Origin of the sequence: Pseudomonas sp. PDM31 (assembly GCF_019218965.1) — a bacterium.
Lineage (GTDB): Bacteria > Pseudomonadota > Gammaproteobacteria > Pseudomonadales > Pseudomonadaceae > Aquipseudomonas.
The window spans coordinates 649,352-665,080 of sequence record NZ_JAHUWS010000001.1 but is presented as its reverse complement, the minus strand read 5'-3'; the positions used below and the strand labels follow the sequence as shown (position 1 = coordinate 665,080).

At 57.6% G+C, this 15,729-nt stretch carries 17 protein-coding genes and 3 pseudogenes; 3 read left to right on the top strand and 17 right to left on the bottom strand.

The genetic code is table 11. The features are described from left to right. The first annotated feature begins 26 nt into the window (after positions 1-26). Complete coding sequence (locus KW839_RS02700; RefSeq protein ID WP_218423320.1) at positions 27-1,262, top strand: nucleoside permease; 1,236 nt, start codon at positions 27-29, stop codon at positions 1,260-1,262. A gap of 125 nt (positions 1,263-1,387) precedes the next feature. Here KW839_RS02700 and KW839_RS02695 read toward each other — a convergent pair whose 3' ends face one another. The 8 genes and pseudogenes from KW839_RS02695 to KW839_RS02660 form a co-directional block, all read right to left on the bottom strand. Further along, positions 1,388-1,582, bottom strand: a complete 195-nt coding sequence (locus tag KW839_RS02695) for a hypothetical protein (protein ID WP_218423319.1) — start codon at positions 1,580-1,582, stop codon at positions 1,388-1,390. 590 nt (positions 1,583-2,172) lie between these two features. Further along, on the bottom strand, positions 2,173-2,715 hold the full coding sequence (locus KW839_RS02690; RefSeq protein WP_218423318.1) for a CbrC family protein: 543 nt from the start codon (positions 2,713-2,715) through the stop codon (positions 2,173-2,175). Between the two features lie 98 nt (positions 2,716-2,813). Beyond that, the gene (locus KW839_RS02685; RefSeq protein ID WP_218423317.1) at positions 2,814-2,963 is read right to left on the bottom strand and encodes a hypothetical protein; all 150 of its coding nucleotides are present in this window, start codon (positions 2,961-2,963) and stop codon (positions 2,814-2,816) included. Continuing rightward, entirely contained in the window at positions 2,960-3,292 is a 333-nt protein-coding gene (locus KW839_RS02680) for a hypothetical protein (RefSeq protein ID WP_218423316.1), read from the bottom strand. The genes KW839_RS02685 and KW839_RS02680 overlap by 4 nt, the downstream gene beginning before the upstream one ends. Before the next feature lie 55 nt (positions 3,293-3,347). After that, entirely contained in the window at positions 3,348-3,722 is a 375-nt protein-coding gene (locus tag KW839_RS02675) for a hypothetical protein (RefSeq protein ID WP_218423315.1), read from the bottom strand. Further along, complete coding sequence (locus KW839_RS02670) at positions 3,722-4,222, bottom strand: SMI1/KNR4 family protein (RefSeq protein WP_218423314.1); 501 nt, start codon at positions 4,220-4,222, stop codon at positions 3,722-3,724. Before KW839_RS02670 ends, KW839_RS02675 begins: the two co-directional genes overlap by 1 nt. 38 nt (positions 4,223-4,260) lie before the next feature. Further along, on the bottom strand, positions 4,261-4,791 hold the full coding sequence (locus tag KW839_RS02665; protein ID WP_218423313.1) for a hypothetical protein: 531 nt from the start codon (positions 4,789-4,791) through the stop codon (positions 4,261-4,263). Positions 4,792-4,900: 109 nt separating this feature from the next. Continuing rightward, a pseudogene (locus tag KW839_RS02660) lies at positions 4,901-5,140 on the bottom strand (Hsp70 family protein); the annotation flags it as partial. 257 nt (positions 5,141-5,397) lie between these two features. Here KW839_RS02660 and KW839_RS02655 point away from each other — a divergent pair. Further along, complete coding sequence (locus tag KW839_RS02655) at positions 5,398-5,838, top strand: hypothetical protein (protein ID WP_256352461.1); 441 nt, start codon at positions 5,398-5,400, stop codon at positions 5,836-5,838. Here the strand turns inward: KW839_RS02655 and KW839_RS27485 are convergent. From KW839_RS27485 to KW839_RS02645, 3 genes and pseudogenes are all read right to left on the bottom strand, one after another. Further along, a pseudogene (locus tag KW839_RS27485) lies at positions 5,832-6,378 on the bottom strand (serine hydrolase); the annotation flags it as partial. The gene KW839_RS02655 and the pseudogene KW839_RS27485 sit on opposite strands and share 7 nt — an antisense overlap. A 281-nt stretch (positions 6,379-6,659) precedes the next feature. After that, on the bottom strand, positions 6,660-7,517 hold the full coding sequence (locus KW839_RS02650; protein WP_218423312.1) for a TauD/TfdA family dioxygenase: 858 nt from the start codon (positions 7,515-7,517) through the stop codon (positions 6,660-6,662). A 210-nt stretch (positions 7,518-7,727) separates the two neighbouring features. Next, complete coding sequence (locus tag KW839_RS02645; protein WP_218423311.1) at positions 7,728-8,753, bottom strand: AraC family transcriptional regulator; 1,026 nt, start codon at positions 8,751-8,753, stop codon at positions 7,728-7,730. A 110-nt stretch (positions 8,754-8,863) separates the two neighbouring features. Here KW839_RS02645 and KW839_RS02640 point away from each other — a divergent pair, with 110 nt between their 5' ends. Then, complete coding sequence (locus tag KW839_RS02640) at positions 8,864-9,901, top strand: alpha/beta fold hydrolase (RefSeq protein WP_218423310.1); 1,038 nt, start codon at positions 8,864-8,866, stop codon at positions 9,899-9,901. A gap of 64 nt (positions 9,902-9,965) precedes the next feature. Here the strand turns inward: KW839_RS02640 and KW839_RS02635 are convergent, their stop codons facing one another. The 6 genes and pseudogenes from KW839_RS02635 to KW839_RS02610 form a co-directional block, all read right to left on the bottom strand. Beyond that, entirely contained in the window at positions 9,966-10,445 is a 480-nt protein-coding gene (locus tag KW839_RS02635; RefSeq protein ID WP_218423309.1) for a 2,4'-dihydroxyacetophenone dioxygenase family protein, read from the bottom strand. Positions 10,446-10,555: 110 nt separating this feature from the next. Next, positions 10,556-11,428, bottom strand: a complete 873-nt coding sequence (locus KW839_RS02630; RefSeq protein ID WP_218423406.1) for a TauD/TfdA family dioxygenase — start codon at positions 11,426-11,428, stop codon at positions 10,556-10,558. Positions 11,429-12,067: 639 nt separating this feature from the next. Beyond that, a complete protein-coding gene (locus KW839_RS02625; protein WP_218423308.1) occupies positions 12,068-12,754 on the bottom strand; it encodes a GNAT family N-acetyltransferase in 687 nt (228 codons plus the stop codon). Positions 12,755-12,973: 219 nt separating this feature from the next. After that, positions 12,974-13,765 carry a ChbG/HpnK family deacetylase gene (locus KW839_RS02620; RefSeq protein WP_218423307.1) on the bottom strand — a complete coding sequence of 264 codons (792 nt, stop codon included), beginning with the start codon at positions 13,763-13,765 and terminating at the stop codon, positions 12,974-12,976. Beyond that, positions 13,737-14,968 (bottom strand): annotated as a pseudogene (locus KW839_RS02615) (GNAT family N-acetyltransferase). The gene KW839_RS02620 and the pseudogene KW839_RS02615 overlap by 29 nt, the downstream one beginning before the upstream one ends. A gap of 4 nt (positions 14,969-14,972) precedes the next feature. Further along, a complete protein-coding gene (locus tag KW839_RS02610; RefSeq protein WP_218423305.1) occupies positions 14,973-15,659 on the bottom strand; it encodes a GNAT family N-acetyltransferase in 687 nt (228 codons plus the stop codon). Positions 15,660-15,729 lie beyond the last annotated feature (70 nt).

Below are 15,729 nucleotides of genomic sequence, written 5' to 3'. Positions count from 1 at the left end.
AAAAAAACAATAAGACGGTGACAGTTATGACCACGATGACCGCGCGGCTTAGCGCAATGATGTTCCTGCAGTTCTTCATCTGGGGTGGCTGGTTCGTTACCCTCGGTACATTCCTTGCCAGTAACCTGGGCGCCAGTGGCGGGCAGATCGGCATGGCGTTCTCGACCCAGTCATGGGGCGCGATCATCGCGCCGTTTGTGATCGGTCTGATCGCCGACCGTTTCTTCAATGCCGAGCGCATTCTGGCGGTGTTGCATCTGGTCGGCGCGGTGTTGCTGTATCAACTGTATCGAGCGCCGGACTTCAGCACGTTCTATCCGTTTGTGCTGGCCTACATGATGGTCTACATGCCGACCCTGGCCCTGGTCAATTCTGTCGCGTTTCGCCAGATGAGCGACCCGGCGCTGGAGTTTTCCCGCATCCGCGTATGGGGCACCATCGGCTGGATCGTGGCTGGCGTGGTGATCAGTTTCGTCTTTGCCTGGGACTCGCCAGCCGTGATTTCCTCAGGCGGATTGCGCAACACCTTCCTGATGTCGGCAATTGCATCGCTGATGCTGGGGCTCTACAGCTTCACCTTGCCGCGCACCGCGCCGCTCAAAGGCGAAGCCGGCAGTGGCGGCCTCAAACAGATGCTCGGGTTGGACGCCCTGGGGCTGCTCAAGGATCGCAGTTACCTGGTGTTCTTCATCGCCTCCATCCTGATCTGCATTCCGCTGGCGTTTTATTACCAGAATGCCAACCCGTTCCTGGCGGAAATCGGCGTCACCAACCCCACGGCAAAAATGGCCATCGGGCAGGTTTCCGAAGTGCTGTTCATGCTGCTCCTGCCGCTGTTCATTCACCGCTTCGGGATCAAGATTGCGCTGTTGGTGGGGATGCTGGCGTGGGCTTTGCGCTACCTGTTGTTCGCGTACGGTAATAACGGCGACCAGGCATTCATGCTGTTCACCGGTATCGCCTTGCACGGCATCTGCTACGACTTCTTCTTCGTGTCCGGGCAGATCTACACCGACGCCAAGGCCTCGGAACGTTTCAGAAGTTCAGCCCAGGGTTTGATTACCCTGGCGACCTATGGCCTGGGCATGCTGATCGGTTTCTGGGTTGCGGGGCAGGTCACCGACTACTATGCCGCCACAACCGGCAGTCATGACTGGAAGAGCATCTGGCTGTTCCCTGCGGGCTTTGCGCTGGCGATCTTTTTCTGTTTTTCCGTGGCGTTCAAGGGCCGGGAGGCAGCGGTCGTGCAAACGACGGTATGAACTCGTCAGCCGCGTTGCGCCTCCTGGTCATTCCAAAACATGGGCAGGGGCCAGCGGTCGGCGGGACTTGAACAGCAGCTACGCTTCGACGCCCAGAAAGATCGGATGGTCTATCGGGACGGCAGTCAGGCTCCCTTGGCGCTTTCCCGATAGGCCGCGAAGTCTGCGAGCAACGAAGCGAAATCTCCGGCTGCGAGCAGAAATTCATAGACTTCAGGTATTCCAGTGATGGCCACGTGGGTGAACGACCGCACGCTTTGGGCAATTTCAAAGCTGAGGAGTTTGAAAGCTAGTGGAGATGGCGGGACTGAGATGGACATGGCTTCACCCAAGCCTTCAGCCCCATCGCATTGATCAAATGGGCGTAACCCACTAGATTTCCCATTTTTTCCCCTGTCGTTGGCTAGATTTTTTTAACCGAGCCAAGATTTTCTTAAAATACGCGCCGAACACTCAGAAAATATTAACCGAAAATGGCTGCGTAACCACTATTTTGGGGCTTTCGGATTTCGGCGCGCCGGGAATCTGTGTAGTGGTCATTGTGTGTTGTTCTGTTGGCTGTATTACGGCCCCGGACTCTCAGCGTGGCAGCCTGAAGGTAGGCTCATCAGCGAAACCAGAGCCGGGGACGTGTTTTGTTTCGCGTCCTCCCAGGCACAATTCTCGGCTGCTCGGCTGAGCAATTGAACAGGGTTGATGTGCACAACCTAAGTGTCGGAGCATTGGAAAACTATTTTTAACCAATAGCTTGGCATGTCCCCGACAGACTTTATTTCTGATTAGCCCGCTGACTAGTCCCTGAAATTGCTGAGCACAATCCGACAGACTTTATTCCGTAGGATCACTGCGGCAAATGAATGTAGTCCTTGCTATAGCGGTGGGATCGGACTCAATGCGCTTGGTTTTTCGTTCAATGGTTGTCTTGATAGGCACCCAATGCAGAGCAATGGCGGCATCTGAAGAGGTAGGCGGTAGGGCCGTGGTCCTTGTCCAGTGCACTGAAGAATCTGAGCCATTGAGGCCCATCCTCCAGCCCCGTCGCGTCCTGTACGGCAATCATTGCTTCTGCCCCTAGTGCAAGCAGTTCGGCATGGCCTGCCTTGCCGATGAACTCGCCTGCGTCATTGCAATGGGTAAACCATCGCTCCTGCTGCCAGCCAGTAAAACCGGGTGTGCGCTGGCTCAATTCGGCGATCAGCGCTTCGTCAAGTTCTTCTTCAGCGTCCAGACCAATGCTGTCTCCATCGATAAAGGTTGCGCCGAGCCGTTGGTGAGCGCTCCCATCGGCAATGCACCAGGGACAGATGCAGGCTTCGTAATCTTCGACGGCGTATACCGGCCCCACATAGATGTAGCCGCGAGCCTGGTCGCAGCTGATGCAGGTGTTTGTGCAGGGTTGTACCGAACCGCTGGCAACAGGGTCCGGGTGGTAGGTGAACTGTGGCAGATTCATTGGAAGTTCCTTGATCCAAAAAGCCATGACCCGAGCCGGAAGCGTAGCGAACATCGCATTATTCTTCCTTGAGCTTGAGCGCGATGGGGTAACGACAGTCAAATTGCGAACAACGCGAATCCGCAGACCTCGGCGTTCGGGAAGTCCTTGCGAAATTGTTCGATTGCCTTGAGGGACGCTGCCTGAATTTCTCGTTGAAGACGTTCGCCACTCAAGGTCAACATCGGGCTTGCCGCTGGACGGGTCATGAGTCATCGCCAGGCTTGAGCACGATGAACGCATCGTTCTGGTAATAGTATTTAAACGCCATGAAGTAATCATCCAGTGTGGCTTGGACCAGTTGTTGGTTTGTGTTGGAAATTACATCCTCGATCATGGCCGTTTCCAGAGTCTCCACCCAGCCTTCATTGTGCACCTGTGGTGGCAGGTGTTCACTCGAGTTGACGGGGAAATCCCGGCTGTCCAGTGAGAACGCGCCGAGTGTGTCCAGCGTCCACCCGGTATTGGGCAAATAGAACCAGGCATTGGGCATGTGCTCGATCTGCTGTAGAACTTCGCGGATGCTGTAAGTTTTCATAGGGTCCTCATGACGGCTGCTCAGTGATGTCGTCCAGCGCCGGTGATGGGTAGGATTAGCCCTCAACCACTTTGATCAAGGCATCCATGGATGAAAAGGCCAGCCCGTCGGTGATGGATGGGCACCCCGAGTCCAGCAGATAAAAACGTTCTATCGCAGATCTGTCCATCAGGATCAGCCGGCCGCCTGAGTCATCACCGATCAACAGATATCCGGGGAAGTACTCGGCTATTTCGTATGTCTGTTGACGCTCGGCTATTTCATCCGTCGAATAGATTTTTACGAGGTCTTCGATCATTGCGCCGTCGCAGGACCACCAGAATCTGGTTATCCATGAACCTGGGTTGATGGATAGCTGTTGCGCCGTGCGGGTGATCTTTTCTACGTCTGCAGGCGGGTTTTTTTCGGTGTAACGCACCTTCAGATGCATCAAGAGGCTTCGACTCGGCTGTCAAACGGTTCGAAATCCCGCTCGGTAAAGGATTCCGTCAGAACGTTCGAACTGCACAGCCATTCAATCGCTTCCACCAGTCCGTGGCCGGCAACCAGCGCGGCTTCGCTGTGTCGCGGCAACACATAAATGCGCTCAGGATCCTCGGGGTGAATAATGAGTTCGTCACCGTCGTAGGTATCACCAATGATGATGCACTGCAGGGCCTTTTCCTTGGGCATCAGTTCTTTGTCATCATCCCAGAACCAGTATTGGTCAATGCGTTCCAGCCAGTTAGCCTGACTGTTTTCACCGTGCAGTATCTGATGTGGCGGGTATATCCGGATGTACACACCACCGAGAATGCCTTCGCCAAATTGCGTCACGTATTCACGGTAACCGGTGGGAAATCGACTACCCAGCGCATGTTGCGCTTGATCGACTTCGGCGTCTGTCGACAGCACCCTGGGCTCGCTTATGACGTTGATGTTTTCGAACATTCCATGTCTCCTGATTTGATAAATTGACTGCACGATATTTAGCGCAATCGGCCTTGAGTGAGCAGGGTGCCGGGCATGTGCAGTTGCACGTAGCCAATGACAACCACCATCGAGACGCAAAACACCCATTGCAGCCAACTGAGCCTGGCAATCCGATAGGTCGCTTGCAGTGGCGTTCGCCAACGGTACTGGCGGTTCGCCGGGACTGCGCTGGCGGGCTGCAGCAGGCCGATCGCCCCGTTAACCAAATAAGTCGCCAGCCCCAGCACCCCAAGCCAGTTCCAGATCACAATGGCAAGTGCCAACAATGGGCCGCTATTGCGGATCACCAGGTAACGGCGATCCGCGGTCAGTTTGTGTCGTACACACCATTCACTGGCACGCTGGTCGAGGTCATGCAGCGATTGCGTCAAGGTGGTCCAATGGCTGAGCAGCCATTTGCCGACCTGTGCCGCCAACACACCACCCAGTGCATAGAGTGGCAGCATGAGCAGCGTCACCATGAGTCCGGAGCCGGGCAGGTTGTGCAGTGCAAGGGTCAGGGTCAAGACGCAGGCAGCACGTTTCACGCCATGGGGCGGGTCCTTGTGACCGATGAGTGTCTTCCAGAACTAGGGATCATGGCTGGGGAACATCCCCAGCAGGTCGGGGAAACGAGTGGCAACGGTCTCTGCCAGTACCCAATTGCACGGTGTGTGCACTGCCCATATAGCGCTTGAACAATGCGGCGGTCATGGTGGAATGGGTGTGCAAGCGCTCGCGGGCAGCTTGGCCGACCAGAATGCGGCCTTCATCGTCCAGTCCCACCACCGATGGGGTCAGCACCTGACCCAGTGCGTTAGGAACCAGAACACTAACCTCGTTATGCCAGACAGCTACCAGGATGTTGGTGGTACCCAGGTCGATTCCGACAATCATCAATGCGTTCCTTTTCCCTGGCGTGACTTCATGAACCTGTTCTTCCTTGAACCGCAGAGACAGATCGTAGTCGATGTGCGATCACTTTTTCCAATGAAGGTTCAATGCTCGCACGTTCGATGAACGAACCGGACCGCGATGCTTGACACCTTGCAACCCTTTGAGTACCCAGTATCCGCTGATGAGGCTGGCAGCCAAAACCAATACGTTGTGCCAATATTGAATCTGGACCCGGTTTTTTAAACGAAGGAATGAAAATGGCTGAAATCAGCAAGGTGCCTGCCGAGTTGGCAGAGGAGATCAAAGTGTTGAGCCAACAGGGGCTCGACTTACTGAGCCTTACTCAGGATCATGCCTCGGCTGATGTGGTTGCGGCGATTACAGAGCGGGTGCGTAATTGCAAAGAGAGTGGCACAACGCTGCCCGAGGGCGAAATATTTGCGCTTGGAGCGTTGCTAGGCAACCAATACGTAAAAGGGCAAGGCTGGCACTGGGGCGATGTCGTTTGGGATTTTGATGAAACCACTGCGGCTGTCGGAGTGCTGAACCACGACAACTCATTGTTCATCAACCCTATTGGCTGGGTGGCTGAAGTGGCGGAGTCCGAGGGCGGCGTCGGCTTCATGCTCAACTACAACATGGTCAGCGCGCACCAGGTTCCCGTATGCGAACCGGATAGCGCCACAGGCCTTTACTGACTGTTTAGCCCCTGCCACAGGACCTGTCGCAACTGATCAACAACCAGGGCTTCGACAGCGCCTTCACTGGTGCCTGCAGCAAAAACAGCGCAACTGGCCGATGCGGCGCCATCGCAGATACGGTGGACGGCAATGACGCTGCGAGGCCCGCAGCCTGTGAGTCCTCGCAGTGTATAGCCACCTTCGATCGAACCCTGCATCAAGCCAAGGCCATAACCCGGGGTAATCCGGCGTCGTCCTGGAATCGAGCCACCCAATGTTTTTGCTGTCTGCATTGCATGGAGCAAGTCCGGGGGGAGGACATGTCCCGCGAGAAGGCGGTCTAGCAATAGCGCTGCTTGGGAATCGGTGCGATCAGCAAGCCGTGATAGACCCAGGCGGGGTCATAAATTGAAAGGTTTGCAATATGGAGTCCTGTAAGTCTGCTCGCGTCCTGGCGAAGCGAACGCTCGACAGGCCCAAGGGCATCAATACGCGTCGGCCCACTGCCTCTTCAAGCGTGAGATCCGTCAGCCGTTCAATGAGCCTACCGATGAGCAAGCTGCACCATGGGGCGAAAGATCTGATGGCGCGCACTTCAGTGGCTGACCATTTAATACGAGTGAACTCAGCATTGAATTCCCTGAATGGTTGAGCGGATCGGCACGTCGACAAGATATCCCATCCTCCCTTGCTCTGGAGAGTGCCAAAGTCAGGAAGAAGCTTGTGTACTGTCCTGAGCGAGTGGTTGCTTCTGGCAGACTACTGCCTGCTTTGAAGGGCTGATTTCGACCCAAAGGAGACGCTCAGAAGCGCCTCTGGTCTCTGGTCTGTTTTTATTATCAGTAGGGTTTGTCGCCGATAATGGCCGCACGCTCCATCTTGCGATGGCAAGGTGGATAGTCCATCACGGCATAGTGCTGGGTGCAGCGGTTATCCCATATCGCCACGCTGTTTTTCTTCCAGCGCCAACGGACTTGGTACTCGGGGTTGTAGGCTTGGCTAATCAGGTGCTTCAGCAGGTCGACGCCTTTTTGGTTGTAGTCCTGGCCGACACGGACACGTCCCTGGCTGTGGTAATTCACAAAATGCGTTGCGTACGCATTGACGAATAGCACCTTCTCGCCGGTTTCAGGATGGGTACGCACCACCGGATGCTCGGCATCCGGGTACTGCGCCTTCATGGCCAAGCGCTTTTCCTTTGGCATGGCGGCGGCGAAGGAAGAATTGAAGCTGTGGTTGGCAATCAAACTGTCGATTTCCTGCTTCACATCGATTGGCAGGTTGTCATAAGCCATCACCATGTTGGCCCACATCGTATCGCCACCGGTGGGAGGGCATTCGATGCATCGCAGTACAGCGCCCATCGGTGGCGATTCACGCCAAGTAGCATCGCAGTGCCACGCATTCTCGTAGCGATCCGCCGGATTCTCCGGAGTCTTGTAGATTTGCACGAGACCCGGAGCTTCCGGGTGACTGGGGAGCATCGGGTGAGTTTCGAGTTGGCCGAGACGCATGGCAAATGCTTCATGATCGCGGCGAGAGAGCTTGTCCAGATCCTGATCGCGCAGGAACAGCACCTTGTATTTCAATAGCGCCGCATACACCTCGTTGAACAAGTCGTCATCGCGCACGGCGTCGCCAAGATTCACATTGTGCAGTTGCGCGCCGATGGCACAGGTCAATTGTTCGACTCGCATTGCGTCTCCATTTCGATGGTTCTTGGCCAGACCGTGGGCGGGGGGCAGGTGACATCGTGCCTTGATGTACGGCGGCGCTCGTTATTGTTGGTCCAATCTTTGTCGGTGCGGCGGGGAGGGATATGGCCGCAGGCCCATAGTAGGAAGCGCGAGTGTCGCGTCATGGGCATGGCGGGACATTTTCTTCGCGTATTGGGACAGTAGGGTGGGTTAAAGCGACGGTGAGGCCTTGCTCTCCCGGTAGCAGGCAACCCAATTCGAGGGCGTCTTGCCAAACTGGCTTCGGAACCAGCGGGAAAAGTCACCAGCCGAGGAAAATCCGAGAAGTTCGGCCACCTCATACAATCGGCGTTTGCTGTTGGCCAGATACTCTTCGGCGAGTTCGGCGCGTACAGCATTGATGATCGTTGTGACACTCTCTCCCTCGGACGCCAGGTGTCGGTTAAGGGTGCGTCGATGCATGCCCAGATGCTGGGCCACGCCATCGACAGAGCACAGTCCGCTAGGCAGCAGCATCTTGACGATCTGCCGTACCCGCTGCGCCGGCTCCTCGCGCAGGTTGGACAACTGCATGTCCAGCGTTCGCTTCACCTCGCGATGTAGCGCGGGGTCTGCCGCGGAAATGGGCATGTCCAAATCGCGCGCGCGGCAAACGATGGCATTGAATTCCTGGGAAAACTCGATAGCTGTTCCCAGCACGCGGTGATGTACTTCAAGGCTGGCAGGTCGCTCGTGGGTAAAACAGACCCTTACCGGGCGAAACGTATTGTTTGTCAGCACGCTCAAAGTGCGCAACCCGATGCCCGTCGACTGTTCGATAGCCTGGCGCCAGACACCGTGATGACCCTGCATATTCACTCCCACATGCAATAGCACCAGGTCGCCTGCATCTTCAAGTCGTAACTCCACCCCAGCGTTATGCAATCGCATGTAGCGCGCGCACGATTGCAAGGCGGCACGCAGTGTCGGTTCTTCGCGGATAAGCAGCGCCAGCATGCCGAAGTTGGATAGGTGCCTGGTTTCCGCAAGCAACAATCCGAAGGCTTCCTGGCCGGACAGACGGGCTGACTCCTCCAGCAGCCACCCCACCGAATCGATGCTGATCATGATGTTCGGATCATCAAGGACACTGGCCGGTAACTTGGCCAAACGCAGCATGCGAAAAGGATCGATCCCCACGGAACGGGCAACCTGCTCAAAGTCGGTAAGGCTGGCACTGCGCGTCAGGGTGTACATGCATCCCCTCATGTCCCAATTTCACAAGATTGTGTCCTGCGAAGCTTAGTGCAGGACACCTTGTCACGGCTACCTTCGGGCCAACAACGACAAAAATATAGAGGTAGGTAATGGATACGCGCACCGCAATGCGCATCGGTCAGCCGCTTGCTGCAATGGAGCAAATCGATGCTGACGATCCCGATGCATTCAACCACTGCTTTGCCAAACTCAACGGCATTCGCATGCATTACATCGACGAGGGAGAGGGCCCGCTCGTCATTTTGCTGCACGGCTTTCCCTATCTTTGGTACATGTGGCGACGCCAGATCGTGGCGTTGGTCGAAGCCGGCTATCGAGTTGTCGTTCCCGATCAACGCGGCTTTGGCCAATCGGACCGACCGGATGCCATCGAAGCCTATGACATGAGTCAGTCCGTCGGCGACATGGTGGGCTTGATGACGACTTTGGGCGAAACGTCCGCGGTGATCATCGGGCACGACCTGGGCGCCTGGGTGGCCCAAGCGGCAGCCATGCTGCGGCCGGATCTGTTCCGTGGCCTGGTGATGCTCAATACGGCGGTGCCACCGCGCGGCAAAATCAAGCCGACTGTAGGTTTACAGGCTATGGCGAAGGGCAGGGTGTATCACCACCTGTATTTCCAGCAGCTCGACAAGCCGGATCGCGAGTTGGCCAGCGATACGAGAAAAACATTGCGTAGCGTTTTTTACTCAATCTCCGGTGGCGCCGTCGGAGCTGATCGCTGGCGCCTGTTTGTCGAACCTGGTGAGCCCATTCTCAATGCCTTCACCGAGCCCAAGGGCGAGTTCCCGTCATGGTTGAGTGCGCGATCGCTCGACTACTACGTCGCTGAATACACGCGCACAGGGTTTACCGGTGCCCTGAACTACTATCGCTGTCGCGACCGGAACTGGGAAATTACCGCGTTTCTCGACGGTGCGGTCGTCCGCCAGCCGAGCCTGTTCATCGGTGGTGCTGCCGACCCATCACTCGAACCCGTCGAAATCCGTAGTCTCTACGAGCAGCTCGACACCTATTTACCGGGACTACAGAAGAAGGTATTGCTACCCGGTGTGGGTCATAGCGCGGCGGAAGAAAGTGCCGAGCAAGTGAACGAACTGCTTCTTGAGTTTCTCGAACAGTTCTAACCATGGGGGGCGAGCGCTTTGTTGCGCCCGCCCGATTCGCGGTTTTCGCGGCAATGCCTGTTACTCAGTTGAATGCCGTCAGGTCTTTCGGCGCGATATCATGCTGCTCGCAATAAGCCAGATAGCGATGCAATCCTGATTTCCAGTTTTCGAGCGCGACGATGTTGTCGTTGCCGTCCAGGAACGCGAGATCGCCATTAACCTGAACCAGGGTGAGTACATATCCGTCTGTGCTTCCCGTGCTGACGACTTCAGGCGTGTGAGTCGATCCAGCAGTCTCATACACGATACTGCCAGGGCCAGCGATCCAGTCGTGTTCCTTGTATTTCCAATGGCCTTCGATCGTGTAGACCATCACCGTCCCCGTGTGATGGTGCTTGGGCAATTGCATGTCGATCGGCGACTTCATCATGACAATCCATTCACCACGAATCGGGTCAAGCTTGAAGTACTTCAGCAGAACGTTTTCCGCATAGGGCGTAAAGGGTACCCACGGCAGCGATTCGCCATCGATGACTGCGGTGTCGACGTGTTCGTAGAGCATGTTTATCTCCATTGACGCGGTTCAGATCGAGTATTTGTCGGCAGCCAAGACAGCCCGACGATCTCTGATGGTCGGGTGTCCTGGTTTTCTCTGGGGGAGACGGTTCGAATTCAGGTGAGCGGAGTGCCCGCAAGAGTGGCGCGTAGCATCTTTCTTGGCGCATTGCCGTAGTCAGCCACCGCGTAGTGCTGGACTTGAAGGTTGTCCCACATGGCAACCGTGTTGGTTCGCCACTTCAGACGTACCTGGTACTCCGGAATCGCGGCCTGAGACGTCAGGTAGTTCATCAGATGATGAGCCTCCGGCATGAAGTCCTGGCCGTAGCGAATATCCTCGAAGTTAAAGAAGTTCGCGAAATGGGTGGTGAACGCGGAGTTGACGAACAACACCTTTTCGCCTGTCTCAGGATGGGTAAGTACCACTGGATGTTCAGCAGAGGGGTTTTTCACGGCCATGGCGTGACGTTCCTCGCGGGGCAATTGGGCGCCAAAGGTCTGCTCGGCCCCGTGCTTTGCGTACAGACCCTCGATCCGTTGCTTGATGGCGTTTGGCAGGTTTTCGTAAGCCATTACCATGTTGGAAAACAGGGTGTCTCCGCCGGTCTCAGGGCCCATTTCGCAGCGCAATACCGCTCCGCGCGGCGGTGCTTTTTTATAGGTGACATCCGCATGCCAGAGATTTTCCCGGCTGGCCTTTTCAACATAGCTCTTGGGCTTGCTCGGGTCTAGATTGCGGTACAGCATCAGCAACTTGTCCGCCTCTGGGTGGCTCGGCGCCAAGGGATGGGCTTCCAGTTCAGCGAATTGCGTAGCGAAGTGCTGTTGCTCCTGGGGAGTAATGTGTTGGTCGCGAAAGAACAGCACTTTGTGCTTTAGCCACAGCGCTCGGATTTCCGCGATCAGTTCAGGGTCTTGGGCTGCGTCGGCCAGATTGATGTTGCTGAGTTCGGCACCGATGGCGGGGGAGCAAATCTCCACCTTGATCGAATGCTGGCGCACTGACGACCGGATAGTGGCAGGTGCCGAAAGGACGAGGGGTGTAGGAGTGTCTTGGGCTGCGGCGACTGTTGTCATTGTTGTCTCCAATCCGAGCTGTACGGCGGTGCGCTATATGAGCATCCGGTGTAGGTAACTGACCCCTGCCAGTTATTGAGGGGGGTGGTCCTACAGTAGTGATTTCAGGCGCAAGCTTATGGGCGCAGCGGGACAGTTTCTTCGCATTCTGGGACAGAGGGTGGAGGGGGACGAAGATTGTTGCGAGGTAGGTCGGAGGGTCCGCTTTTGCCCGTTCTCTGCCGGTCATGGTCACAAAAACGTGCAGTCAAATCCGATGCAATCGGTAGTCAGACGAATGAAAATGATTGGTCAGGTCGAATGCAAACGGCTGGTCAAGTGGAATGCAATTTCCCATGAAGCAGCCAGGAACAAAAGATCGCAGCCTGCGGCAGCTCCTATAGTGACCTTGGGTGTCCGTTGATTTGTGTGCGCTCGCCAGAGCTGGCGTGCGCGCGATGGAGGGTGTCCGCAGATTCTGCATACACCCGCCAAACTTGTGGGAGCGAGTCGGCCCGGGTGGCGAACCGACGAAGGGGGCGACTCGGCCTTGCAGATAAAACCTTGAACTCAAGCCGGCGCAGTCACCACCGGCCGCCCCGGTTTGCGCAGCGGTTCCAGGCGTGAGCCGGTGTAGCGGGTTTCGCGGAAGAAGCGCCAGCGGCCGAACAGGCCGTAGACGTGGGTCACGCGTCCCTGTTCCTGATAGCCCATGCGGATGTGCAGTTTGAGCGCTGGAATGTTGTGGGTTTCACAGACGTCCACCACCTTGTTGCAACCCTGCGCGGCCATGGCTTCCCAGAGCGCCACTTGTACGTCCACCGACAGGCAGGTGCCGAAAAAGGCGCGGATCATTTCGCCGCCGAACTCGAAGAACTCGCCTTCCTTTACCGGGAACCAGCAACCGTAGTAGTGGCGGTCGTGATAGTCGCGGGTGCTGCCCCAGATGAAGCCTATCGCGTTGCCTTCGTCATCCAGGTACATGTGCCCGGTATGGCCTTCAGCGGCCAGCTCGGCCATGGTGTCGACGCGGTCGCCAAAGTGCTTGGCAAAGGCCGTGGCGTTGTGCGGTGTGATGGTGACCCGGCGCACGGCAGGGTAGGGACGCAATTTGTGCGGCGCAACCGGACTGACCAGGTCACGCTCCATCCACAGCAACTCCCAGTGGAAGAATACATAGCGCTTCCACAGCGTGCTGAACGTGCGGCTCAGGCCCTTTCGTTTGATGAGTTCGCGAAGCTTGTCGAGTACGTTCATGAAGCCCTCCGTTGCAAAGGCTGGGTCGTGTGTGGTGAAGGTTGTTGATGGGTATAGATCACCAATGGCAATTGCATGGCACCCCCACTGAAAGCAATTTGTATCAACTTATGTGTCAGTCTTGACGCGGTTTTCCGGCGCCAGAAAAGCCACCATCCCCACGGGTTTTTCGCAGGTTTTCAATGACCTGAATCGCCGGTTCAAAGCGCTGGGCGATGACTAAAGCACTGCCTGCGCGGCTTCGCTTTCGCTGCTGCGGGCGACGTCATAGGCCACCCTTGGCACCCCCGGCAAGCGCTGCGCCAATAACGCGCTGAGGGATTCTCCCGGTTCCAGATAGGCATCGCCGAAGTCCGCCCCGAGCTGGTTGGGATGGGCAACGATTTCCAGCAGTCCGTCGAGCGGTGGCTCGCCGTTGCGCAGATCCACCGGGGTGCATACGTAGTCGGCAGTCGCCCCGGCGAGGCTGTTCAGGCGCCGATTGAGCAAGTCCTTGAACACGCGCTTGGGCAGGCTCAGGTTTTGCCCAAGATTGCGCGCCAGGCGCACCGGCACGCCCTGGCGGGCGGCGAAACGCGCGACGATTTCGCCGATCGGCCAGATGTTGTGCACGTGTTGATGAGAATCCAGATGGCTGGGGCGCAGGCCGTTGTCCAGGCAACGTTGCCATTGCGCCTCGAGCTCCTGCAGCACCGCCTCGCGATCCTGGCGGCCAAGCCAGAGGCGGCTGCGCGGCAGGTTGAGGTCGAATACCCCGGCGCTGTCGCAAAAGCCTGGCCGCTGCGCAATGGCCTGGCTCAGCGGGCTGCCGTAGGTCAGGTTGAAGTGCAGGCCGATGCGTCCTTCGAGCAAAGGATGGCGGGCCAGGACGCAAGCCGCTTCGAACGCCGGCATGTTGGCCATGGCGGTGGCGGAGCTGATGATCCCGGCCTGGAACGCGCCGAGGATTACCGCATTTTCGCAGGCGCTGAGGCCGAAATCGTCAGCGTTGACTATGACTTGTCGAGGCATGTTCTCCCTCCATCAATTGTTCGTTAGGTGCCGCTATTCGGTAGGCGCTGCGACTTTGATTGCCGCAGTGGCCGCGGGCGCCCGAGACACGGCGGCTGCTGCACGCCGGGCGCGTCGCTGTTGCAACCAGGGCTTGAAACGTTGCCAGAAGCGCAGGGCCAGACCCAGCGCGAGTCCCCCGGGGCGCCAGGAATAGAAGCTCCAGCGCCAGTGGTGCAGTAGCCCGGTCATGCGCTCATGCAATTGGTGGCTGGAATTTTCCAGGCTCACCCGCGAGGCATCGATCCATTGCCAGTGGTCGTCCAGGCCCCAGTGAATCCATTCTTCGAGCAGCACCCGACCGCTGCCCAGATCAGCGTACTGCGGCAGGAACGCCAGGTTGTAGTCGTACAGCCGGCCCTGCTCCAGCAAACCCAGGCGATAACTGATGCACCGCCCCTCCAGTTCCAGCAACACCACGCGCACCAGGCCCTGGGCGGCGAGGGCGGTGAAGGCGCGGTGCATGCACTGGCGATGGCGCTCATCGGAAAATATGCCCACGCCTTCGTCGCCTTTCCAGCTCACCGCTTCGACTTCGGCGATGGCCTCGAGCAGCGGCCCCATGGTCGACGCGTCCGGGGTGATGCGGCGGATTTGCGCGCCACAGGCGGCGATGCGTTTGCGCGCCCGGCGCAGTTTGTAGCGGGGATCGCCAGAGACTTCCTGGTGATCGGCCTCGCTGATCAGATGCACCGGCACCCGACAACTCAGGCGTTGCTCAGCGGTCGAGCTGCGCGCCACCCATGCATCGAGGGGGCTTTGCTCACCCGTGAGGCCGGGCAGTTCATTGAGTTGCAGCAAGGCGTGGGGCAAGCGCTGGCGGATCTGCGTCAGCGCTTTTGCCAATGATTCGCCGTCCAGCCTCGAAAGCAGTGCCAGGCGGTCGGCCAGTGGATAACCCAGGTGATGCAGGACCCGAAACGGCAAGCGCGCAAAGCGCTCAACGGACGCCACCAATGGCAGGCACAGCAGCAGTTCATCGCCCTGCCAGGCGAGCAACACGTGCAACTGTTCCCCGGTTCTGAGCGCCTGTTGCGAGGCGCACATCCAGGCCAGGGTGTTGAATGGCGTGTGCCCGGCTACGCGCAAGCGCAACGCTTCGTAAGCCGCTGCCGGAAAGTCGGGGGCACACAGTGAAGTGCGCCATTCGAATCGTGCAGACATAAGGTCAGGTCGCCTCGGCTGTAACGGGAGAGGGTGCCGGTTTGCGCAGGGCATCCAGGCGTGAGTCGCTGTAACGGGTTTCACGGTAGAAGCGCCAGCCGAACAGACTGTAGACGTTCATGATTCGTCCTTGCTCGCGATAGCCCATGCGCATGTGCAGCTTGAGGGCCGGTATGTTGTGCGACTCGCAGACGTCCACCACCTTGTTGCAACCCTGTGCGGCCATGGTTTTCCACAGGTCCAGTTGCAAGTCCACCGACAGCGTGGTGCCCCAATAGGCCCGGGTCAGTTCACCGCCGAATTCGAAGAACTCGCCGGGCTTCACCGGGAACAGGCAACCGTAGTAGTGGCGGTCGTGGTAATCGCGCTTGCTGCCCCAGATAAACGCCACTGTGTCGCCGTTCTCATCCAGGTACATTTGCCCGGTATGGCCCTCGCGCGCCAGTTCGGCCATGGTGCCCACGCGGTCGCCGAAGTGCCGGGTGAACGCCACGGCGTTTTGCGCGGTGATGGTTTCCAGGCGCAGCGGCTTGTAGGCCCGAAGTTTGTGCGGCGGTACCGGGCTGACCAGGTCGCGCTCCATCCACAGCAGTTCCTCGTGGAAAAACACGTAGTGCTTCCAGACTTTATTGAAGGTGGCACGCAGGCCTTTTTGTCTGATGTGTTCGCTGAGTTTTTGCAAAATATTCATGTGTTGACTCCTGACGGCGTTGACCGTGAGTGGAGTGACTCAATGCGCGAGCTGTCGGCTGCGCGGCAAA